At 61.6% G+C, this 22,570-nt stretch carries 19 protein-coding genes; 10 read left to right on the top strand and 9 right to left on the bottom strand.

The window, feature by feature from the left end:
* Position 1: 1 nt before the first annotated feature.
* The 10 genes from L0U81_RS25520 (at position 2) to L0U81_RS25475 (ending at position 13,365) form a co-directional block, all read left to right on the top strand.
* Complete coding sequence (locus L0U81_RS25520) at positions 2 to 1,450, top strand: DUF6418 domain-containing protein (protein ID WP_233807078.1); 1,449 nt, start codon at positions 2 to 4, stop codon at positions 1,448 to 1,450.
* A gap of 3 nt (positions 1,451 to 1,453) precedes the next feature.
* Complete coding sequence (locus L0U81_RS25515) at positions 1,454 to 2,692, top strand: lipopolysaccharide biosynthesis protein (RefSeq protein WP_233807068.1); 1,239 nt, start codon at positions 1,454 to 1,456, stop codon at positions 2,690 to 2,692.
* Positions 2,689 to 3,912 carry a glycosyltransferase gene (locus L0U81_RS25510; protein WP_233807066.1) on the top strand — a complete coding sequence of 408 codons (1,224 nt, stop codon included), beginning with the start codon at positions 2,689 to 2,691 and terminating at the stop codon, positions 3,910 to 3,912. The genes L0U81_RS25515 and L0U81_RS25510 overlap by 4 nt, the downstream gene beginning before the upstream one ends.
* A gap of 264 nt (positions 3,913 to 4,176) precedes the next feature.
* A complete protein-coding gene (locus L0U81_RS25505; protein WP_233807057.1) occupies positions 4,177 to 5,211 on the top strand; it encodes a glycosyltransferase in 1,035 nt (344 codons plus the stop codon).
* Positions 5,212 to 5,295: 84 nt separating this feature from the next.
* A complete protein-coding gene (locus L0U81_RS25500) occupies positions 5,296 to 7,092 on the top strand; it encodes an alpha/beta hydrolase (protein WP_233807055.1) in 1,797 nt (598 codons plus the stop codon).
* A 175-nt stretch (positions 7,093 to 7,267) separates the two neighbouring features.
* Positions 7,268 to 7,519 (top strand): acyl carrier protein, encoded by a 252-nt coding sequence (locus tag L0U81_RS25495; protein WP_233807053.1) that lies wholly within the window; start codon positions 7,268 to 7,270, stop codon positions 7,517 to 7,519.
* Positions 7,516 to 8,760: an acyl-CoA dehydrogenase family protein gene (locus tag L0U81_RS25490; protein ID WP_233807051.1), complete on the top strand. Its 1,245-nt coding sequence runs from the start codon at positions 7,516 to 7,518 to the stop codon at positions 8,758 to 8,760. The genes L0U81_RS25495 and L0U81_RS25490 overlap by 4 nt, the downstream gene beginning before the upstream one ends.
* A complete protein-coding gene (locus L0U81_RS25485; RefSeq protein ID WP_233807049.1) occupies positions 8,760 to 9,734 on the top strand; it encodes an amino acid--[acyl-carrier-protein] ligase in 975 nt (324 codons plus the stop codon). Before L0U81_RS25490 ends, L0U81_RS25485 begins: the two co-directional genes overlap by 1 nt.
* Positions 9,731 to 10,786: a DUF1839 family protein gene (locus L0U81_RS25480; protein ID WP_233807047.1), complete on the top strand. Its 1,056-nt coding sequence runs from the start codon at positions 9,731 to 9,733 to the stop codon at positions 10,784 to 10,786. The genes L0U81_RS25485 and L0U81_RS25480 overlap by 4 nt, the downstream gene beginning before the upstream one ends.
* Positions 10,787 to 10,821: 35 nt before the next feature.
* Positions 10,822 to 13,365 (top strand): glycoside hydrolase family 2 protein, encoded by a 2,544-nt coding sequence (locus L0U81_RS25475; RefSeq protein WP_233807951.1) that lies wholly within the window; start codon positions 10,822 to 10,824, stop codon positions 13,363 to 13,365.
* 36 nt (positions 13,366 to 13,401) lie between these two features.
* On the opposite strand, the gene L0U81_RS25470 is transcribed toward L0U81_RS25475, so the two are convergent.
* From L0U81_RS25470 to L0U81_RS25430, 9 genes are all read right to left on the bottom strand, one after another.
* Positions 13,402 to 14,154, bottom strand: a complete 753-nt coding sequence (locus tag L0U81_RS25470; RefSeq protein WP_233807039.1) for an SDR family NAD(P)-dependent oxidoreductase — start codon at positions 14,152 to 14,154, stop codon at positions 13,402 to 13,404.
* A gap of 48 nt (positions 14,155 to 14,202) precedes the next feature.
* Entirely contained in the window at positions 14,203 to 15,336 is a 1,134-nt protein-coding gene (locus L0U81_RS25465; RefSeq protein ID WP_233807037.1) for an FAD-dependent oxidoreductase, read from the bottom strand.
* 34 nt (positions 15,337 to 15,370) lie between these two features.
* Complete coding sequence (locus L0U81_RS25460) at positions 15,371 to 16,534, bottom strand: alpha/beta hydrolase family protein (protein ID WP_233807035.1); 1,164 nt, start codon at positions 16,532 to 16,534, stop codon at positions 15,371 to 15,373.
* A gap of 32 nt (positions 16,535 to 16,566) precedes the next feature.
* Entirely contained in the window at positions 16,567 to 16,920 is a 354-nt protein-coding gene (locus L0U81_RS25455; protein WP_233807026.1) for a Rieske (2Fe-2S) protein, read from the bottom strand.
* Between the two features lie 15 nt (positions 16,921 to 16,935).
* On the bottom strand, positions 16,936 to 17,868 hold the full coding sequence (locus tag L0U81_RS25450) for a VOC family protein (RefSeq protein ID WP_233807024.1): 933 nt from the start codon (positions 17,866 to 17,868) through the stop codon (positions 16,936 to 16,938).
* A gap of 39 nt (positions 17,869 to 17,907) precedes the next feature.
* Entirely contained in the window at positions 17,908 to 18,852 is a 945-nt protein-coding gene (locus tag L0U81_RS25445; protein WP_233807022.1) for an NAD-dependent epimerase/dehydratase family protein, read from the bottom strand.
* Positions 18,849 to 20,729: a phytoene desaturase family protein gene (locus L0U81_RS25440; RefSeq protein WP_233807020.1), complete on the bottom strand. Its 1,881-nt coding sequence runs from the start codon at positions 20,727 to 20,729 to the stop codon at positions 18,849 to 18,851. The genes L0U81_RS25445 and L0U81_RS25440 overlap by 4 nt, the downstream gene beginning before the upstream one ends.
* Positions 20,726 to 21,727, bottom strand: coding sequence for a fumarylacetoacetate hydrolase family protein (locus tag L0U81_RS25435; RefSeq protein WP_233807018.1), 1,002 nt, complete (start codon positions 21,725 to 21,727; stop codon positions 20,726 to 20,728). The genes L0U81_RS25440 and L0U81_RS25435 overlap by 4 nt, the downstream gene beginning before the upstream one ends.
* Before the next feature lie 71 nt (positions 21,728 to 21,798).
* Entirely contained in the window at positions 21,799 to 22,569 is a 771-nt protein-coding gene (locus tag L0U81_RS25430) for an SDR family NAD(P)-dependent oxidoreductase (RefSeq protein WP_233807004.1), read from the bottom strand.
* Position 22,570: the final 1 nt, after the last annotated feature.

Below are 22,570 nucleotides of genomic sequence, written 5' to 3'. Positions count from 1 at the left end.
CATGCTCGTGCGCTCGTCCATGCCGGCCAATGAGGTATCGCCGAATAATGCATCCGGGTTGATCGTCGCCGCGTTGATGCTGCTCGCGCTTGCTACCAATGCAGCGCTGCCCGCGCTCGGGCTCGCGAGCATCAGCGCGGCCACCACGTTTGCACTCGCATGTGCCGGCGTGCTGGCGCTCGTTTGGTGGCGTCCGGTGTTCTCTGTATCGATGCTCTATCTCCTCTCCATCAGCCTGACGGTCTTTCTCGGCGGAGTCGGTATTGAAGCGGGCGGCTATTTGACGGAAACCGCCGTGCACGGCGAAGCGAATGGCGCATTCAGCCGCCTGGTCTGGTTTTACGTCGCTTTCACGGTATGCGCGCTCGCAGGCTTCCAGCGCGTGTTACCAGAACGTCGTCGCATACGCGGGCGCATCGTACCGCGCGTGACCATCGATAACCCGAGTCTGGTTCTCGGTCTTGCGTTGGCGGCCGCAGTATTGGCGGCGGGAGCCATTGCCGGGGTGACCGGGGGTTTTGCGCTGCTCAAAGGCGTGAACCGGTTTGCGTTGCGCAACGACAGTGAAGGCGCGGGTCCGATCTTCAATCTCTTCCTCAACAATCAATTCTTCGTGGCCGTGCTGCTGGGAACACTTTGGACAGCGCAGAGGCGCTGGGTGCGCTGGGTCGCGATTTCTATGAGTGCGGCCGACGTCGTCCTTGAAGTTCTGCATGGCGAGCAATTCATGTCGGTGCTCGGCTTGAGCCTTTCGATGCTCTCGACCTTTATCGCAATCCTTGCGATCAATGGCAAGCCCGTCAAGCGCTACCTCGGTTTGGGTGCAGTCCTGGCGCTTTTGCTCGGCAGTGTTTCAGTGTTCTATGCCTACAAAGGACAAGGCCTCGACCTGTCCGACACAATGCTGTCGCGCGTATTGTTGCAAGGCCAGGTCTGGTATGTCGTCGATGGCGACGCGACGCTCTTTGGCGCACCTCAGGGCGGTGCCGCTGCGTTCGGGCGGGTGTTGGCTTCGCTTTCATCGTTCAAGGCCCCGACATTTTTCGATGACGGCGTCATAAGTGGATTGCGCGAAGTCATGCTGGCATATGGCACACCCGAGATTTTGCACGCCTACATTCACGATGACGTAACCTTCACGATGGGACAGATGGCCGTTCCAGTCTATTGGTTCGGCTTTGCAGGCGCGACCGTGTTCATCGCGATGACGGGGATCGTCTACGGCGCGCTTGTCGCATTGCAGATGCTGGTTGCGATGCGCGGCGGCATCGTTCTCCTATGGCTGACGACGAAGGTCGTGTCATACGCCGGGTTCGGCTTACAGCAAGGCGAATACTGGAATGTCTTCGGCATTCGTACGCTCGCATACGCGGCACTCGCTTTTGCATGGTGGTACTGTGTCGACGCACGCGGTACGCGCAGCGCCCATCAACAACGCACGTTGGGCTGAAGCGTGAACTCCTTCCTGCAACTCCTGCTTTCTTCGTTCACGGGTGTTGTCACCGAAAAGATCGTCGGCGCGCTTGCGGCTGTGGCGAGCAATCATCTGTTCGCGGGTCTTTATGGGGTGCGCCTCTTTGGCGAACTGCAATTTGCATTGTCGCTTGTCTATGTGGTCGGCAGCATCGCCTTGATCTTTGGCTCGCCCGTTGTCGCGCCGATTCTTGGCAAGCATCGACGCTTGCGGCACCTGATCTTCTATCACACGTTCCGCTTGCGTCTGATCCTCTCGCTCGCGGTCATGATTGTATTCATGGGCATCGTGGCGATTGCCATGCCCGTGTCGAGCGCGACCGCGCTTACGCTGATAGCTGCGCTCGTACTAACGGGTGAGCCACTTGCGCTAGGTTCGCTGATGGCCTATGCGGAGACTAAACCGTGGGTCATTACGCGCGCGAAAGCCTATGCGAGCGGCGTGCGTGTGCTCTGGTTGCTGGGTGCCGCTCATGCGTCGATGGGTGCGATTTTCGCGTCCTTCGCATGGCCGCTCGAAGCATGTGTTGCGGCGGTGGCGCCCTTTAGCCGTTATCGTTCGATGGCCTTCAGCAGTCCACGGTCTAAGCCCCGGGATTCAATCATCACGCGCACGCTTGTGTTGCGCGGCCTGAAGATCTGGCCGGCAATCGCGGCGGGTGTCATCGTGTTGCGCATGGATCGGTTGTTGCTCGGCGTGTTGATGTCAAAGGCTGATCTCGGCATCTATGCGGCGGCTGCATCGCTCGTTGAGCAATGGAATTCCGCGGGCACGACGCTCGCGCTTGCGCTCGCTCCGAGCATGGTCTACGTCGGGCGCAACGAGGAACAACTGCGCTCGCGCGCGGTCAGGCTTGCACTTTATCTCGCCCTGGTCGGCGTGGTCGGGTGGGTTGCCTGCATCTTCGTGGGCGAGCGTGTGTTCGACGTCATCTACGGTCCGAAATTTGAGGCCGGGGTTTCCGTGATGATTTACGCGACGCTGTGCGCGGTCGCCACATTCGCCGACGCCGGGCTGAGCACCTGGCTCGTCGCCGCGCGGCGATATCGGCTCATCATGGTCAAGCAAGGCGTGACTGTCGCCTCGATCGCTGCCGCGCCTTTTTTGATGCCGCACTCATTCATGATGTATTCGCCCGCAACCGGCACGGCAGTATCGGTCGTGCTGTTTTGGGCGGTGACCTTCGGCTTTTCGCTTCATCACAAGGACCGGGCATGAAGATCACCTTTTGCGCGAACCGGTTTCCGCCCAACGTTGTCGGCGGTGCAGAGATAACGGTTCATGGGCTCGCCGTCGAATTGAAGAGGCGCGGATACGACGTATCGGTGTTGACGCTATCGAACACGCGCAAGGGCGAGCGGACCACGCGCGACGGACTCGACGTGCATGTGCTTCCCAACCTCAATGTGTACAACCAGTTTCATCACGGCAAACGCGGCCACTTCGTCAAGATGCTGTTCGGGATCGTCGACGTTTTCAATCCGCTGATGTTCGTGCTCACCTGGCGGCGCCTGAAGACGCTGGCCCCCGACGTGCTCTGCACGCATACGCTCAAAGGGATTGGACCCGCGCTATGGGTCGCCGCACGCTTGCGCGGCTTGTCTGTCGTTCACGTGAATCATGATTACTGGCTGCTATGCCCGCGCTCGACGATGTTCGCCGACGATCAGGCGTGCGTTACGCCCTGCGGGCAGTGTAAAGCGATAGCTCGTCCGAAAGCATGGCTATCGCGCATGGTCGACCGTGCCGTCAGCGTGAGCAGCTTCGTAGATGAGCGGCATCGTGCGGCGGGATTCTTTCAGCGTAGCGAACCGATCGTGATTCATAACGCGCCACCTCTCATGCGTGGCATGGACGTGAAGCCTCACGTTCCAGGCAATCCGTTCAAGGTTGGTTTCATCGGAAGAACCGATACCACCAAAGGCATCGAACAGTTTTTTGCAAGTGTCGCCGCGGCAAATGTGCCGAATCTTGAAGTGCATATTGCGGGCAAAGATAACGAACAACGCATTCCCGCGCTGATTGGGCGTTATCCACAACTGAAGGTCACACATAACGGTTTCATGCGGCGCGAAGCGTTCTACGAGCTAGTTGATCTTGTCGTCGTCACATCGATGTGGGACGAACCGTTTGGCCTCGTCGGCATCGAGTCTTGGGAATTCTTCAAACCATCAGTGGCATTTGCGTCCGGCGGATTGCCGGAAGTCTATGCCCAATTGCCGGAATTGACCGTGCCGCGCGGCGACATTGCGGCGTTGGGCGCACTCATCGCCAGGCTTGCGCACGACGGCGCATTCTACGACGCGGTAGCACGACGCTGTCATGCCGAGCGCGGTCGCTTCATGCCGCGGGAGCAGGTGGACGAATTCGAACGAGTCATCAAATCCGTAGCAAACAAGCGCGGGACGCGAGCCCGGTCGCGGCCAGAAGTACTTTAACCAGAGACCAGACGAGGCACTTTCGCAGAGACGGGGTAAAAGATGAAAAAAAGACGCGTGCTGATGCTGATGACTAGGGACATCCCAGCGACGGCGAGCAACGGACGCGAGCGTACACTCCGCTTCATTCGAGAAGCGATCGGGGGTGACATCGAACTGCGCGAGCTGAAGCTGTGCTCGGTATTGGAGACGCCCGGCGTCCTGCCGAAGCTCGGTGCATTGGCACGGCTCGCGCGCGGCATCCTGTCCGGGTCGCCATGCGCGTTGCAGATCGCGATGTTTTCGCATCGGCCCCATGCGCGTGCGCTTGATCAAGCGATCAGATCCTTTACACCGGATGTCATATATATCGATGGGATTCGCCTCGTCGATCAACTGCCGCACATTAGGCGGCTGATGGGAGCGCGGCCGGTCATCGTGGACTTCGATGATCTGATGTCACGCCGTGCAACGGTATTGCGCCACGCAAGTCTGCCGCTGTCCGCGGGCTATCTGGCGAAATCGGTTCCCACCTCAGTGATGAAGCTCATCAATACGCGGATGCTACGTAATGCCCTTTTGCGATACGAAGCGTTCTGTCTTGCGCGCCAGGAACGTGCAGCCGTCGAGGCTGCGCATGCCATCACGCTGGTGTCGAGGACCGATGCCGCCGCGCTCAGCCGCGCGCTCCACGCGAGCGCACATGGCAAGGTGCACGTGATTGCACCACCGGTATCAACCGTGCGCGATCTGATGCGGCCTGTGTATCCGCTGCGCTTCGTGTTTATCGGCTCAGACAGGCAAATGCAAAACCGGCTCTCGATTGAATATCTGTGCGACGTTTGGCAGCGCGTCACACCTGATGTCGAGCTCGTGATTTATGGTCATATGGTGCGTCAGTACCATCCCGTCCCAAATGTGAGGTTCGCTGGGTTTGCGCCATCGCAAGCGGATGTCTATACGGAAAATTCCGTCGCGCTTTGCCCGGCGTTCCTTGCGGGTGGCATTAAATCGAAGGTAATGGAAGCCATCGCGCATGGATGCGTGCCGGTTGGGAACGAAACCGCATTCGAAGGGCTTGGCTTTCACGAACCGGCACTCGCGATGCATGCGGATGAGTTCGAGCGTTTCGTCGCGAATCCGTGGCCGCACATGGACGCCGCGTTGCAAGCTGCCGAGCGCTTCGCCGCCTGGTGCGAGACCGAGCACAGCGTGACCGCGTTCACAACGCGTTGGCGCAATCTTCTGAGCTTGCCGGAAGCATTGCCGGAGGAGCCTGGCACCGTGAGCATGCCTGAGCACCAGCCGTTCCAACTCTGATCCCTTCCTCGGGTCAGAAAGAGAAGATAAGAACATGACGTCAAGAGCGTGTCTTGAACGTCAAAAGAGAGAAGGAGGGCCAACATGAAACCCATCGTTTTCGGTGACCGCTTCGGCTGGTTGCACACTGGTTCGAGCGCGCGCGGGGTGATTCTTTGCAACACGTACGGCCATGAGTACGTCTGGACGTACAACGGGATGCGCTATCTGGCTGATGAATTGTCGGCGCGGGGCATCTGGGTATTGCGCTTCGATTATGCCGGCACGGGGAATTCAGCAGGGGCCGACGGCAAACCGGATCAATTCGAAAGCGCCGTGAGCGACATACATGCGGCTATCGACGTCCTGAAAGCCGAAACTGGCGTCGAGCATGTGAGCCTATGCGGTTTTCGTGTGGGCGCTGCATTTGCGCTTTGTGCCGCTATGCAAAAGCCGGTCGATGATCTCGTGCTGCTCGAACCGGTGACAAGCGGGCGCATCTACTTGCGCGAGCTTTCGATGGTACGCAAGACCTGGCTGGAGCAGCTTGCGCCGCCATTGCGCGCGGCCCAGCAAGACAGTCCGTTCAGAGTGTTAGGGCAGGTCTATAGCGACGAGTTCAAGCGCTCGCTCGAGTCCGTTGACCTTCCATCGACCTTGAGCAAGGCGAAAGATGCCCCCGCGCGGCGCGCGCTCCTTATGCAGGCACGAACGGGCGCGAATGAGCCGCTCCGCGATGCGCTCGCGGCCCTCGGCGTGCAAGCCGAGACGCGTCCGTTCGAGGGCCTGGCGGGCTTTATCCAGGAGACGGCATTTTCCATCTTGCCAGAAGAGTCTTATGCCGACGCGGTCGAATGGATGTCCGCCGGACGCGAAAGGGCCGTGCCATCACGTATGGAGAAGCACTGGCCTGACGATCTCTGCATTCAAACGCCCGAGGCGATAGAGCGGCCGGTATGCATCGGCGAAGCGGGGCTGTTCGGCATCTTGTGCGAACCGCGCACCGGCACGACGCACGGTCTGGCGTATCTGCTCGCGAACACGTCGGCGAGCGCGCACGTAGGTGATAGTCGCCTGTCGGTGCGCATCGCGCGGGAACTGGCGCGTGGCGGCATCGCTTCATTGCGCTTCGATGCGCACGGGCGTGGCGATAGTCCGCCGGACATCACTGCAAAGCAACCGATCGGACGTTTCTCGCATATCTATGATTCAGTCGCGACGGAAGACACAGCCGCCGCCGCGCGCTGGCTCACGCGCCACGCTTATAAAACAATTTTCTCTTTCGGCATCTGTTCGGGTGCATATCATGCGTTGAGGGCGGGCATCATCGAAACGACGATCAAGGGCGTCGTCGCAGTCAACATCCCGACCTTCAATAAGCCGGAAGAAAAGGCGCCCGGCGCGCCCAGGGAAGCGGCTCACAATTCGATGGCCGGCTACGCGATCTCGATGCTCGATCCTGCCAAGTGGAAGACCGTGCTGAGCGACGAGAAGAAATTGACTCAGATCGTTCACTTCGTGGTCGGCAATCTTGCAGCGCGTGCCCGCTCGCTTGTCGTCAGTGCACTGCGACTCGATGCGCTAAGCAATACGCCACGAGGGCAAGAGACCCAACCGTTGCCGATGATGCGCGCGCTCGATGCAAAAGGCGTAAAGACGGTCCTCGTGCATGGCGCTTACGACGCGAGCATGGATCTGCTTGCCGCGAATTTCGGAAGGCGCGGCGCGCGCCTGTCGCGCTTTCCGTCGATACGCGTAGCCATTTTTGATGACATCGATCACGCGCTCTTCAATGCTACCAATTCGGCGAAAGTGATTTCACTGTGCGATAGCGTGATCAAGGAAACGAGCGGCGCAGCAGAACAAACGAATCATCCTGTGGGCGCGCCTGCCGTTTCTTGACCGGCGAGCCCGAAGGAGAAATGGCCGCTCGATTCGGCTGAAGATGTTCACCTTTTGTGTAACCTGACGCACAGAAAAGGGGACGGTGCCGGTGGTCTACTGATATTCATGGTGGTGTTGATTTCCTGCCTGACTTACCCTCCGACGCCCGGACAATCACTATACCGGAGCACATGTGAATAAAGAACTACGACAAATCATCACGGATTTTGGTCATCTCGACATTTCGGCTGACAACATTTCAGACGATGCTGATCTCTACGAGATCGGTCTATCTTCGTTGAACACAATTCAGCTAATGCTCGCGATCGAGAACCACTTTAATCTGGAAATTCCGGACCGGATGCTCAGCCGAAGCCTTTTTCAGAGTATCAATTCAATGGCCAACGCGATTACGCAATTGCAGCGGGACGCGCAACCAATATGAATAATCTCGACTCTGATATTGGCGAGGAACAACCGTCTGTGACGCCCCCGGTACGGCAACGGGCGACTGCGGATGAGACGGCCAGCCACGCACTAGACAAAGCCGCTCTCGTTGTCGCGCAAACGTGCGCCCGGTTTGCTGAAGCCGTAGATCGCGACGCGAGGTTTCCGGCCGAAGCTGTCAACGCCATGCGTGAACACCGCCTGCTCGCCGCAATGGTTCCAAAGGAGCTTGGCGGCGCGGGCGCCTCGCTCGATGCAGTCGCATCCGCCTGTCGAATTCTCGCCCAGGCCTGTTCGTCGGCGGGAATGGTATATGCCATGCATCAGATTCAGATCGCCTGCATTGCCAGACACGCGTTGTCGGAAGAGTGGCATCGGCAGTTCCTCAGTGAGTTAGCGAAACATGAGTGGCTGCTGGCATCTGCGACATCCGAAGAAGGAGTTGGAGGCAATCTTCGAAACAGCCAATGCGCAATTGAGGAAGAAGGCGATTCATTCGATCTTCACAAGCTTTGCCCCGTCATTTCATACGGTGCGCATGCCGACGTAATTCTTGCGACGGCTAAAAGGAATTTGTCGGCTCCCGCAACAGATCAGGTACTACTCACTCTTTTGCGAGAAGACACGACACTGACTCGCCGTAATGAATGGGACACTCTCGGGATGCGAGGCACTTGCAGTGAAGGTTTCGCCCTTGACGCATGCGGGAAGGTGCAGCAGATATTGCCGTCGCCATTCTCCGAGATCGCCGAACAGACCATGGTGCCGACGTCCCATATCCTTTGGGCATCAGTGTGGACTGGCATTGCGAACGATGCGTTTTTGCGCGCCCATCGCTTTTTCCGCGCTCAGGTGCAAAAGAACAAGAGTGACAATGCCCCATCGGGAAGACGCATTGCCGAGGCGCTCGCGTTACTGCAAGCGATGCAAGGGCGTGTGGACAGCGCATTGCGCTTGCATTCAAAAGAAGGACGCGAGCGTTCGTGGTCAGAGGCCATGTCGGATGCCGCCGAGATCAATACGTTGAAGACGTTCGTATCGACGACCGCATTACAGGTCGTTTTCCATGCGGTGATGATATGTGGAATGGCGGCATACAAGAACGGAACGCCATTCAGCCTGAGCCGCCACCTTCGCGACCTGTATTCGGCACCGTTGATGATCAGTAACGATCGCATCGACCTCAATACAGCCAACCTTTTACTCGCGCAGCGTCCGCTGTCTTCGGGGAGAGAATAATGGATGATTCAGTTGCCGTTAAAGACCGTCCAATCAGCGGGTTCAACACCAGCGATGACCGGCCCGGTGTCAATTCACTGAGAGATGAGCTGGTTGAGGCGGGGTTGTTGATACCGACGGGTGTGCAAGGGCTTTTCGGTCGAGACGAGCGGTTTGAACGAGTGGTCGAGGCGATCGATTCGCTGGTGACCCGCCTCGGTGCCGATCAGAATGCCGAAGTGTTGCGCTTTCCACCGGCCATGAGCCGCTCCGAATTCGAGCGTAGTGAATATTTGAAAAGCTTCCCGCAACTTGCGGGAACCGTTCACAGTTTCTGCGGCGGTGAGCACGAACAGCAACGCGTGTTGCAATGTCTCGACCGCGGCGACGACTGGACTGAGTACCAGAAGCCGACGTACGTCGTCATGACCCCGGCCGCTTGCTACCCCGTATATCCAGTTATTGCGCAACGCGGTTCGTTGCCGGAGCAGGGCCGCACAATCGACGTTATGTCGTATTGCTTCCGCCATGAGCCATCGCTGGATCCGACCCGCATGCAATTGTTCCGGATGCGCGAATATGTGAGGTTTGGCACGCCGGCGCAAATCATGGCGTTCCGAAGCGAGTGGATGGAGCGCGGAACACGTCTGGTGGAATTGCTTGAATTGCCCAACAGCATCGACCTGGCCAATGACCCGTTCTTTGGACGAGGCGGCAAGATAGTCGCGCATAGTCAGCGCGAGCAAAATCTCAAGTTCGAGTTACTGATTCCTATCGAGAATGCGGACAAGCTCACAGCCTGTCTGAGTTTCAACTATCACATGGACCACTTTGGCTTGCTGTGGGGAATCAAGACCCGAGACCTGAGCGTCGCTCATACCGGCTGTGTCGGTTTCGGTCTGGAAAGACTCACGCTGGCTCTCTTCCGACACCACGGCTTTGATATTCGTCGGTGGCCGCAGACCGTTCGCGATGTATTGTGGGCGAAACCATGAGCAGCCTGTTCGCTCAGGCACGGGAACGGGCCGTCGACTATCGCCCTCATCCGTTGCACGGCCCACAGATGATCTGGAGGCAGAGTAATTGCTATGTGGATCTGTGGATCGAGGTGCTTTCGCGGTGGGGTTTGGATCCGCACGCTGCGTTGCCCTTCACTGTCGCACAGGATTTCGAAGGCGATCAGTTCACGTTCTTCAAGTTCCCCCTTGCAGATCTCGAACTGTTGTATGGCGTAGTCGTACAGGAACACGCTATCTTCGAGCCGCTTCATCTGCATGTTGAAAAACAGGTTGAGCGCGGCCATGTGATGCTGGTTGAAGTCGACGCGTGCTATTTGCCGGACACGCAAGGCACAAGCTATCGAGAACAGCACACCAAGACTACGATTTGTATCGACGCAATCGATCCGGGCGGCCGCCAACTGGGTTACTTTCACAACACGGGCTACTATCTCGCGACCGATTCCGACTACGACGCGTTGCTGAACGTCGCATCTGTCGGCGGGTTGCCTCTCCCTCCGTATGTCGAATGCGCGAAACGTCGCTTTGAGCCACTCGATGGAATACGGCTGCGAGACACGTCGCGCTCACTACTTCGACTACACCTGCAGCGCAGACCGGGCGTGAATCCTATTGGTGCGTTTCGGCAGGCTTTCGCCCGCGATGCCAAAGAAATCGCCTCGCGGCCGACATCGTACTTTCACGCGTACTCGTTCAACACGCTCAGACAACTCGGTTCGAATTTCGACTTGCTGGGCCGGTATCTGCGCTGGCTTGACGCGAGCGGCGACAGCGACGCCGGCATGCTCGGCGCGCAAATCGCGGCGTGCGACACCATCGCGTCCGAGTCGATGGTGCTGGAATTCCGGCTCGCACGGGCCAGCGCGCGAGGGAGAGAGGATGGTGGGGAAAGTAGCCTCGACGTACTGGAACATGCCTACGAATTGCTTGTCGACGGTCTCAACAAGGCATTTTCGCCGACCGGCATCGAGACCCAGCTGAAAGGGGACATGCAGATGTCACAGCGCAATCCTTTGGTCATTCCATGACTGATGGAGTCGTTGTATCGACGCCGCACGACGCAATGGCGATAGCAGGCTCGCAACCTGCACGCCGCGTGCAAGGCTGGAAAATGCGCGCTACCCCCGCCGGCGCGGCAGCGCAACCGCGAGACATAGCGGAGACAGGATCGGCCAACTGGATTGATGCGGCAGTGCCAGGTACAGTGGCGCATGAGCTCGCCCTGGCAGGCAGCTTCGACCCGCTCAATCCGACGCCGTTGGGTTCATGCGACTACTGGTATCGATTGAATCTATCTGGCACCGGGCGCCGCCTGATCCGGCTACATGGCCTGGCCACGATCGCCGAAGTGTGGTTCAACGACACGTTGTTATTGCGCTCGACAAGCATGTTCGTCTCACACGAGACGGCGGTCAACCTGAGTCCGGAAGGTAATACGCTATATCTATGCTTCCGTTCCATGGACCGTCATTTGCAAGCCGCGGTGCCGGCGCGAAGGGCCCGCTGGCGGACCCGTCTCGTCGATGCGCCCGGATTGCGGGGGATACGCACGACGTTGCTCGGACACATGCCGGGCTGGTTCCCTTCGATAGAACCCATTGGACCATGGCGCGACGTCGAGGTCGTGGATCCGGAGGGGCCGCCGGTCATCTGGCAGCACTCGCTGCGCTCTTTCGTCCGTGGCCGCGACGGAGGTATCGACGTTACGCTTAGACTGGCTGCCCCAATCAGTGGCACGCTCGATGCCCACCTGAGTTGCGGTGGCCATGAAACCCCCTTCGTCCAGCGCGACGCGTACACATTCCACGCCGATCTCACTGTGGCCAACGTCAAGCTTTGGTGGCCACACACGCATGGCGAACCCACTTTATATGACGTCACAGTACGTATCGGGAGCACGTCGCTGCCGTTGGGACGAACCGGTTTTCGCACGCTCGCCCTAGACCGCGGGCGTGACAACGGGGGCTTCGCGCTGTCGGTCAACGGTCTTCCGATGTTCGCACGTGGGGCGTGCTGGAGCAGCGCGGACCCACTGCGGTTGCACGCCGACGCATCCGTCTACCGGCATTATCTGCAACTGGCCAAAGCGGCTGGATTCAACATGATTCGCGTTGCCGGCATCACGGTGTATGAGGATGATGCCTTCTACGCTTTATGCGACGAAATGGGGCTGTTAGTCTGGCAAGATTTTATGTTTGCCAACTTCGACTATCCATCTGCCGATCCGTCCTTTAGCGTTTCGATCGAGCAGGAGGCGATTCAATTTCTCGAGCGTTGCGGCGCCAATCCGTCGCTCGCGGTGCTTTGCGGCGGCAGCGAAATCGCGCAGCAGGCGGCCATGGTCGGACTCGATGCCACTCAACGGCAAGTCGAGCTGACAGCGCAAAAGCTTGCCGACATTGCTGCGCTTCATCGCCCCGACGCGATCTATGTTTCCGACTCGCCGTGCGGCGATCCGCTACCCTTCTTTCCGCGTGAAGGTGTATCGCACTACTACGGCGTTGGCGCGTATCGCCGACCACTGGACGACGCACGCCGCGCCGACGTGCGGTTTGCCAGTGAGTGCCTCGCATTTGCGAACGTGCCATGCGACGCCACCCTGGACGCGATCGGTTCTCCAATGACTGACGAGCCGCGCTGGAAAACGGCGGTACCGCGCGACCCGGGTGCGTCCTGGGACTTCGACGACGTACGCGATCACTACCTGCGCGAACTGTACGCACAGGATCCGGCTCGTCTGCGAAGTGAGGATCCGGCTCGCTACCTGGAATTGTCACGGGCGGTGATTGCCGATCTGTACCGCGAGACCTTCTCGGAATGGCGGCGCATTGGTTCACGATGTTCGGGCGCGCTCGCCTGGCAGTTTCAGGACGTCATGCCAGGTGCGGGCTGGGGCATCATCGATGCCTATCTGCGTCCCAAATCGCCGTGGTATGCAATGCGTCACTCGCTACAGCCGCAGCAGATCCTCCTGTTGGACGAAGGGCTCAACGGTCTTGACATCCACTTGCTCAATGATCGCCAGCACGCACTCAATGTGCGGGTCGAAGTCGTTGCGCTGCGAGACGGTAGAGTCCCACTCGTTCGCGCGCACCGTGACCTCAGCGTCGAACCCCACGGCGGCCTTCGAATCAACTCGGTTGAATTGCTTGGCCGGTTTTTCGACTTCACTTATGCCTATCAGTTCGGTCCGCGCGAGCATGATACGGTGATCGCCTCGATGTACTCCATCGATAGCGGTGCGCTCCTGTCGCAGGCGTTCTATTTTCCGGATCGGACACACCCGAGCGTCTTTGAACGCGGCGATATTGGCCTTGAAGCGAGCGCGGAGTGTTGTGATGGGCAATGGTGGGTGAACATTCGCACCCTTAGCGTTGCGCGCTTCGTTCAAATCTCCGCGCCAGACATGCTGCCCGAGGATAACTGGTTCCACCTCGCACCCGGCGCGCAGACACGGGTCGGACTAGCACCAGACAGTGCCCGATTGCTGCGGCCGCTTCTCTTCGAATCAAGTCCTCCGAAATCTTGCGTACTTCCAGATCCGATTGTGATCGACGTGCGCGCTGTCAATTCCGCCAAGAGCATCCGTTTGAGGATTGCGAGTTAAAACCCGAACCATCCTCCTCGGAACATCCTGCCCAGGCTAGAACCCAAATCCCCCGCCATCGACGTTCAGCACTTGCCCCGTGACGAAGCTCGCATCGTCCGACGCCAGAAACGCCAGCGCACCCGTCAGATCGTCGGGCACTTCCGTACGCGCAATGAACTGCCGTGCGCGCACCGCTTCGAAAGCTTGCGTCGGCAGGTTCGCCGCACTGCCAGGGTGCCGTGTCAGTCCCGGGGAGATGGCATTGACCGTAATGCCATGGGTGCCGAGTTCGGCCGCGAGCGCCCGCGTCAATCCGATCACGGCCATCTTGCTGCTTGCGTAGGCCGTCATGCCGGGCGGTGGTCCCCAGACCGTGCTCGAAGCGAGGTTGATGATACGCCCCCAGCGCCGCTCGATCATCCCGACGGAAAACGCCTGTGCGAGCAGGAAAGGCGCGTCGACGTTGACGGTCATGATCTGCCGCCACAGTCCGGCAGTGATCGATGCAAGCGGCGCCATCGGCATGAATGCGGCGTTGTTGACGAGCACATCGACGTGGCCGACGCGCTCCAGCACGCGTGCCGCAAATTGCTCCACTTGCGCGGGTTGCGCGAGGTCGCAGGCGAGCGCGGTCGCACGGCCGCCGTGGGCGACGATCCGCGCGGCGAGCGTATCGCAAGGCACGCAGTCGGTCAGCACCAGTTCGTGGCCGTTTGCCGCGAGGCGCAGCGCGAAAGCTTCGCCGAGACCGCCCGCGGCGCCTGTAACGACGGCGACGCGAGCGTTGGAAGGATTGGAAATAGTCATGTCAGTGTTTCCTGCTTTGTCTTGTATGACGCTCGCGCGTACTGCGGTTCAAAGCGGCTGACGCAACGCTTGCTGAGCCGCGACCATCAGCCGTGTATGTTCGTCGCGCGAGCCGCCTTCGCGTTCGATTTCCCCCATGCGCCCGGACGTCGTCACGACGAGGCGCGCGCGATCGTAGTGGCGGCCGGCGTACGCGATCATCGCGCCTTCTAGCGAATGGCGGCGCCCGAGTTCCTCTGCGAGCACGATTGCGCCTTCGACGGCGATCCCCGCACCCGATGCGAGATGCGGCGTGGTCGCGTGCACCGCGTCGCCGAGCAGCACGACGCGGCCCTTGTGCCAGGGAGCGTCGATCATATGGCCGGCAAGCGGGCGATACAGTAGCCGGTGATTCGCCAGCGAACCATCGAGCAGACCCTCGCGGAACTCGCCGACCGCGCCGCCGAATTCGGCCAGCAGATCGGCCAGCATGCGCGGCCATTCGTTCGGCGCAATGAAGTCCATGCCTTCGCGCTTGTCGAGCACGAACAGGTAACACTCCGTCGCACTGATGGGATTCATCCCGGCCTTGGTCGTCTTGCCCATGTAGATCGTTGAGTTCTCGCTGAGGCGCGGCACGATCGCGCGCCACGATCCCTGGCCTGTGAACTTCGGGCCGGCAAAGTCCGGCAACACGTGTTTTCGCACCGCCGAATTGACGCCGTCCGCGCCGATCACGAGATCGTAGCGGCTGCGGCTGCCGTCGGTGAACAGCACATCGACGCCATCGCCGTCCTGCGTGAGCGTCTCGAAGCTCACACCGAGCCGCACTTGAGCACCGGCATCGCGCGTAGCGTTGCCCATGATGCCGGCAAGCGTCGTACGCATGATGCCGGCTGCGCCGGGCAGATCTTCCGCGCCGATCGCGGGCGCGACGGGAACGGTCACGTCGGGGCGCCCATTCGCGTCGCAGATGTCGACGGCATGCCACGAGCCGCCCATGCGCAACACCTCGTCTACTACGCCGACTTCGCGCAGGGCGCGCAGCGTCGGACCGCTAATCGTGATGCCCGCGCCGTCGGCGGCCCATTGCGGGTTGAGTTCGACGAGATCGACGGCGATGCCTTGCCTGCTCAGCAGGATCGCGGCACTCATGCCGCCGATGCCGCCGCCGATGATCAGAACCTTGTTGACCAATGCCATAGTATGTCTCGATGTTGTTGTTCGGGCGGGATGCTCACGCGAGCGTCCCGCCAAGCTGTTCCGCGAGCCAATCCGCAATCCGGTTGCCCGCGTTCAGCGGGTTGTCGAGCGAGCTGTGCTCGACTCCGCCTTCGCGTTCGGTAAAGATGAACAGATCCTTCTTCGGACTGTTGACGAGCTGCTCGAAGGTAGCGTGCGCATACCTGAGCGGGATCTGCCGGTCGTTCTCGCCATGCGTGACCAGGAACGGCACGCGGATGCGATCGAGCACGCCATTCAGATGCATGCGTGAAGCCTTCTCAAAGAAATCGTCCATGTCCTTCGCGCCGAACACCCATTGCACGTGTTTCCAGTAGTGCGGCACCGGATTCTCGCCTTCGCGCTTCAGGCGCGCCTGCTGCACTTCGCGCCAGTCGTGGTTGGCCCCCCATACCGCGCCGCACGCGAAGCGCGGTTCGAACGCGACAGCGCGCGGGCAGTAGTACCCGCCTAGCGACACGCCGAGCGCGCCGATACGCTGCGGGTCCACTTCCGGATGGCGTTCGAGCCAGTCGACGATGGGCGCGGCCCACGTCTCGGTGTCATGGACGGCATGCAGGTCCGAGAGGCGCAGCGCCTCTCCCGTGCCCGGCTGGTCGATGAAGAGCGCTGACAGGCCGCGCCGCGCGAACATCGTGCCCATCACGCTCTTTTGCAGCATTTCCTTGGTCGAGTCGAGGCCGTTCATCACCACGACGATGGGCGCGCGCTGCCCTTGCTGCAATCCTTCAGCACGCACGTAGAGCGCGGAAAGATGCGTGTCACGGTACGGAATCTCGACGCGCACGCAGTTCTCGCGCCCGAGCGTCCGGCCGAGTTCGAACAGTTCCAGCGAGCGCCGGTAGATCGCAAGTCGTGCTTCGAAGCCGTGCGCCTGCATGCGCTCGGCGATGCCGTAGTACAGGCCCGCGCGGCCATATTTCTCGCCGGCGGAGAGCTTGTGGCCCCGCGCGAGGTCTTCGTCCGCGAGCGCGACGAGCTTGTCGGCGCCCGCTTTCCACGCTTCATAGAATGCGAGCGTGCCGGGATCGTCGCCGGCAAGCGCGGCATCGCGCAACGGCGCGCACATCGCATCGACCTCTCCGATGTTGCCGCCGTGCGTGAGGGCGATCATCGTCGAGAGGCTCCAGACGTAGTTGGTTGGGAAATACTGGAACATAGTGGTGTCGTGTCGGTGTGACGTGTCGGTTGTCAGTCGAAGACCGAGGGCAGTTCGGCGGGAATCCACACGGTGCCGTTCTCGACACGGGCCGGCACTTTCGTCAGATGCCGGCCCGTGCATGGCCCGGCGAAGCAGTGACCGGTGCGGATGTCGAAATGCGCGGAATGCGCGTAACAGACGATGTGGTGTCCGTCGCCGGACAGAAAGCGGTCCTGCCGGTATTCCATCGGCCGGTGCTCGTGAGGGCAATCGTTGAGCCAGACGAACACTTCATCACCCTGGCGCACGACGCACAGCCGGTCGTCGAGCCCCTCGCGCAGCATGCCGCGCGAGCCGCCGTCCGGCAGGTCATCGAGTGCGCAGAGCGCGCGTTCGGTGCTCATCGTCGCTCCCTTGCGTCACTCGCCCGGCGCCCATTTGTTGCGGGCGTCGAAGAGAAAGATCTGCGAGTTGTCGGAACCCGGATCGCACGCGCGCGGCACCCAGCTTGCATCGTGCTGGTCCATGTCGGCGTCGAACTCGATGGTCGCGCCGAAAGGGCTGTTGAAGTACCAGAAGAAGTTGCTGCCGAGAAAATGCCGGCCCGGCCCCCAGAAGCTCCTGTAGCCCTTCTTCACGAAGTTCCAGCCGTGCTGCAGCACTTCGGCAGCAGAGCCGAGATGGAACGTGAAGTGATTGCAGCCGATCATGTGATCGTTCTGGCTTTCGATCATGAAGAGCGTATGGTGATCGGACGTGCCGGATGGGCGCATGAACGGGCCGAGGTGGTTGAAGCGATCCGTGACGACGAAGCCCAGCCGCGCATAGAACGCCTCCGCCTTCTTCACGTCCTCGACGAAGTACACGACGTGCGACAGCGTGCGCGGCTTGATCACCTCGTCGAAATTCGCTGCGCAGTCGTTCGGTGCGCGTCCCGCCGGCTGTCCGGGCACGTTGAAGCCGAGGTAGCGCGCTTCGTACGCGTGCCGCTTCGTCACCATGAAGGCGATGCCGAAGCCTGCGTCGTCGATGCAATGCACCGTGCCGTCGGCGTCGATGCGCACATCGCGCTCCGCCTCCAGATGCGCGCGGATCGAGGCGAGCGTATCGGCGTTGTCGACGCCATAGACGGTCTCGCGCAGGCTCGGCGTTGCGGCCTTCGGCGGCAGCGGCGGAAGGCGCGGATCGTCGGCGGCGCGCATGATGAGACCGGTGCCGTCGAGCGCCGTGAACACGCCGCCTTTCACCGGGTCGTATTCGACTTCATCGAGCCCATAGTCGAGCAGGTATTGGCGAGCGCCCGCCATGTCGTCGATGCCGAAGACGAGAAATTCGAGTCCCACGATATTCATGTGTTGGATTCCTTGCGTTGCAATAGCGTCGGCGAGCAATCAGCCGGCCATTGCGCGCGTGATGAGTTGATTGACAGTGCCGTCGGAGTGCAGCCCGAGTTGTTCTGCTGCGGGCGTGAGGAGCGGCGGATAGGCCGCAAAAAGCCGCTCGATGAACGGATCTGGCGCATACGTGACGAGTGCCTTGCGCTCGGCGCCGAAGCGCGTGGCCAATGCGTCGACCACCTCGGCGATGGTGAGGCGCAGCACCGGCATCTGATAGGTACGGCGCGCGTTGAGGCGTTCCGCATCGACCGTCGCGGCATGCAGCAGGTTGTCGACGCATGCGCCGACGGAGATCCACCACGCCACGCCTTCTGGCGAAACGGGCACCGTGAGCGGCTGGCCCGCGGCGAGCTTCCAGAACAGCTGGCTCATGAATGCGGACATCAGTCCCGCGCCGTCGCCCGGACGCGCGACGACACCCGGCAGCCGCAGCGAGCAGCCCTGCACCCAGCCAAGGCGTGTCGCATCGGCAACGAGCGTCTCGCCCATCAGCTTGTGCGCGCCGTAGCTCAGCGCGGGTGCGGGCAGCGTGTGCTCGTCGACTGTCGCGGGCAGCTGTTCGCCGTAGACAGCGACCGTGCTGGCGAACACGAAGCGCGGTGCGCGCGCCTGATCGCGCAGGTCTTCGAGCAGTCCCAGCGTCGCGTCGAGGTTGATCGAGCGGCCCAACGCGTAATTCTTTTCGGCCGCGCCGCCGGGAATGCTCGCGAGGTGGAACACGGCGTCGACGGGACCTGCGTAGGCCCGGGCGCGCAGATCCGCATCGGCGATACTGCCCGCCAGTTGCGTGACGCGCGGATCGTCGTGTGGCGCGTCGAACGCGATGTCCAGCAGCGTGAGCTTCGTGACGCGCCGTCCACCGAGTCCGTCGGCGAGCAGACGTTTGACGAGCGCGCGGCCGACGAAGCCTTGCGCGCCCGTGATGACGACATGACTCATCGCGCACCTCCCTTGCGGAACGGCAGCGAAGCCAGGAACGCGAGGCGCGACGCGCCGAGCATCTTCAGCCCTGCGCGCGCCGATGAGGCGTCGAGCCGCGCCTCCATCGGCATCGTGCCGAAGCTCTTGCCCTTGATGACGAGTTCGTTGCCTACGCGTTCGAGCGACTCGACATGCAACAGCTCTTCATCGGCGGGGCCGCGCAGCACCATGCCTTCCTTCGGCGCTTCCTTTGCAGGTGGCTTCGACGCATTGGCCGTAGCGGGCACGCCGCTGTCCTGGCGCACACCTTTCGCGACGCTGCTGAAATCCATGCCGAGCTGTTCGAACATCCTGATCGCCGTCGCACGGCCCGCGCCGTAGACGCCGCCGCCCGGATGCTGGAACGGTCCCGCCAGATACAGACGCTCGACGCCGGGTACGGTGAACTGACCGAGGTCCGGTGTCGGACGGTGGCCCGCGCTCTGGTAGAAGTAGGGCGCCACGCCGTGCAGATCGCCCCGCATCATGCTGTTCGGGCTCGAGCGTTCAAGATCGACCGGGCTCACGATGCTGCGCGCGACGATGTTCTCGCTCGTCAGGTTCGACACGAACTTGCGGTAATGCGCAAGCGACATGTCGCCGATTTCCTCCTTGAACTCGTCCCAATGGCGGCCGTCCCAGCGCTTGTCCTTCACCGCGTACGGTGCGAACGTGATGCCGTGGAACATGCCCGCGCCCGCCGGCACACGCGTCCTGTCGCCGATGCTTTCGTCGCCGCCGGCGCACAGACGCCGTTCGGTAATGAGACCGCGCTTCAGATCGTCGAAGTCGGCGAGCATCTCGTCGAGACTGTCGGTCGCCATGAACTCGAGCATCGTCGCGTAGCCGACCTCGTCGCCCGCGTAGTAGCGCGCGTTCTCCTTCAGGTCGTAATGGCTGACCATGATCGAGAACGGCGCGAGCGTGGCCCGCTCGGCGCGCTTGAGCACGGGCTCCGGCACGCCTTCCACGAAGCGGCGAATCACATGCGGATGAAGCGCGCCGATCACGCCGTCCTTCGCAAGAATTCGCTCGCCGTCGGTCAGTTCGACGCCCGTCGCGCGGCCTGCGCTGGTCAGAATCTTCGCGACTTCGGCGTTGCAGCGCACTTCGCCGCCGTACGATTCGATGCAGCGCACGAGCGATTCCGTCAGCTTGCCGCTGCCGCCGACCGGCTGCGAGACGCCATAGGTGTGGATGATGCCGGGCATCAGCAGCACGCCCATGCCGGTGCCGAGTTCGTTGGGCGCCTGCAGGTTTTCGCTGACGAGACGCAGCAGGTGAATCTTGATCTTGTCGCTCTCGTACAACTGGTTCACGAGGTCGAGACAATCGCGATTCATATAGTCGAGCATCAGGCGGCCTTCGTCGCTGCGATCGAGCATCGCGACGAGCTCGCCGAGCGGCGGCGGTGGCGAGTACAGCCCCGGCATGAACATCTGCAGGATCTGCTGGCTCATCTTCACGAACTCGCGGTACGTCTCCGCGTCTTTCGGCGAGACCTTCGCGAAGCATTCGCAGGTCTTGTCGATGTCCTTGTACGTGAACAGCACCGACTGGTCAGGGAAGATCGTCGCGTGCGGCACGGGCGAATAGTGATAGTTCAGGCCATGCTGCGACAGCAATCCAAGCTCGTCCTGGCGCAGCATCGGATTGCCCTGAATCATGATGTGCACGCTCGAGTGTTCGTCATGCCAGTAGCCCGGCGTGTTCAGTTCGCGCGTACTGACGCCGCCACCGGGCCACGCCTTGCGCTCGAGCACGAGCACCCGCTTGCCCGCCTTCGCGAGATAGGCCGCGGCGACGAGGCCGTTGTGGCCCGCACCCATCGCGACGATGTCATAGCTCTGGCTCATGCGTGCGCTCCTGTCTGCGCTTGTGCCTGGACAAAGCGGTGATCAATTGCGCCGAATACCGACTGGCCGTCGCGGCCGAACATCTCGAAGCGCAGACGTTCGCCGAAGCGCAGCCACGGCGTCGACGACTCGCCTGTCTCGATCGCTTCGATTGCGCGCTGCTCGGCGAGGCACGCGGAACCCGTCGTGCGGTAATCGACATTGGAGAACGTGCCGGAGCCGAGGATCATGCCCGCACGCAGGTTGCGGTTGTACGCGATGTACGCGAGCAGCTCATGAAAGCCGAAGCTCATTTCGCGGCCGTTCGGATGACCGAACGGCTCGTCGTTGCGGTGCACGTGCAGGTCGAGATGGACGCGCCCGTTCTGCCATGCGTCGCCGAGTTCGTCGGGCGTGACCGCGACGGGCGCAAACGCCGTCGCGGGCTTCGCGAGGATGAAGCCGAAACCCATGCCCAGTTCACGGAACAGATGCCTGCGCATGCTCACGTCGTTGAAGAGCACGAGCAGCCGCACTTGCGAAAGCGCCGCGTCCGCACTCGTTCCCATCGGCACGTCGCCGAGCACCACGCCGACTTCGCCTTCAAAGTCGCAGTTGTCCGCTTCGTCAGGGAACGGGTAGTCGTCGTGCGGGCCGGCGAAGTCGTCGGCCTGACGCTGGATCAGAATCGGCACCGACGCGTCCGATTTCTTCTCCGGGTGATACGCCTGCGTCATGATCCGGCCGTGGTTCAGGAACGCGGATGCATCGACGAACTGATGCGTGCGCGGCAGCGGAGCCGTGCAGGCGTGCGGGTCGAACGCGAATGCGGCGGGCGCGGCATCGCCGTTCAACGCGTCGTAGAGTGCCTGCAGGGCGGGCTGCGCGCGCGCCCAGTCGTCCAGCGCGGCACGCAGGGTCGGTGCGACGGACGTGGCGTCGACGGCGCGGCGCAAGTCGCGCGACACGACGATCAGCGTCCCATCGGAGCCGCCACTTTTGAGCGACGCGAGTTTCATGGTGCCTGTCTCCTTTGTCGACCGTAGTTGGCGCTTTAGCGCTTACTACGGTCCCATGTGTTATCTGAGCGTTACTTGAGCGGACGGCCGCCGTCGACAGGCAGCACGCATCCGGTGGTGAAATGCAGGTCGCGCACCGCGGCCAGCACAGCGCGCGCAATCTCCTCGGGCTGTGCGAGGCGGCCGAGTGGTGTGCGGCCCGCCTGTTCATCGCGCCACGCGCTATCCATCGATTTGACGAACTCGGTATCGACGAGCCCCGGCGATACCGACACCACGCGTATCGCCGGCGCCAGCGCGCGCGCCAGCGAACGCGTGAGATTATCGAGCGCGGCTTTCGACGCGCAATAGATCACGTTGCTGCCCATTGCCGTCTGCGCGGCGATCGACGAGATGTTAACCACCACGCCGCCGCCCGCGAGGCCGCTGTCCGCCAGCAGCGCGCGCAACGCACGCACCATCGCGAATGGACCGCGCACGTTGGTCGCGAGCACGTCATCGATGAGCGCATCGTCGACGCCGTCCAGGTCTTCGTGCGCGACGAAGCGGGTGGTGCCCGCGCAGTTGACGAGAACGTCACAGCGGCCGTAGCGGATCGCGACGGCGTCGGCGAGACGCCCGAGCGCCGCGCTGTCGGTCACGGGCGCGGCGAGCGCGCAGTGACCGTCGCCGTCGAGCTGTTCGACGAGCGCGTGCGCCGCGTCCGCCGAACTGCGAAAGCCGGCGACGATCGCGAAGCCGGCCTGCGCGAGCGTGCGGCAGATCTGCGCGCCGAGCCCGCCTGTTGCACCGGTGACGACGGCGACGGGCCGCGCGCCGTTCGTTGTGGTGAGCGTCGCCATG

It is taken from the genome of Paraburkholderia sp. HP33-1, assembly GCF_021390595.1.
Lineage (GTDB): Bacteria > Pseudomonadota > Gammaproteobacteria > Burkholderiales > Burkholderiaceae > Paraburkholderia.
This window is presented reverse-complemented; position numbering and strand designations above follow the sequence as displayed.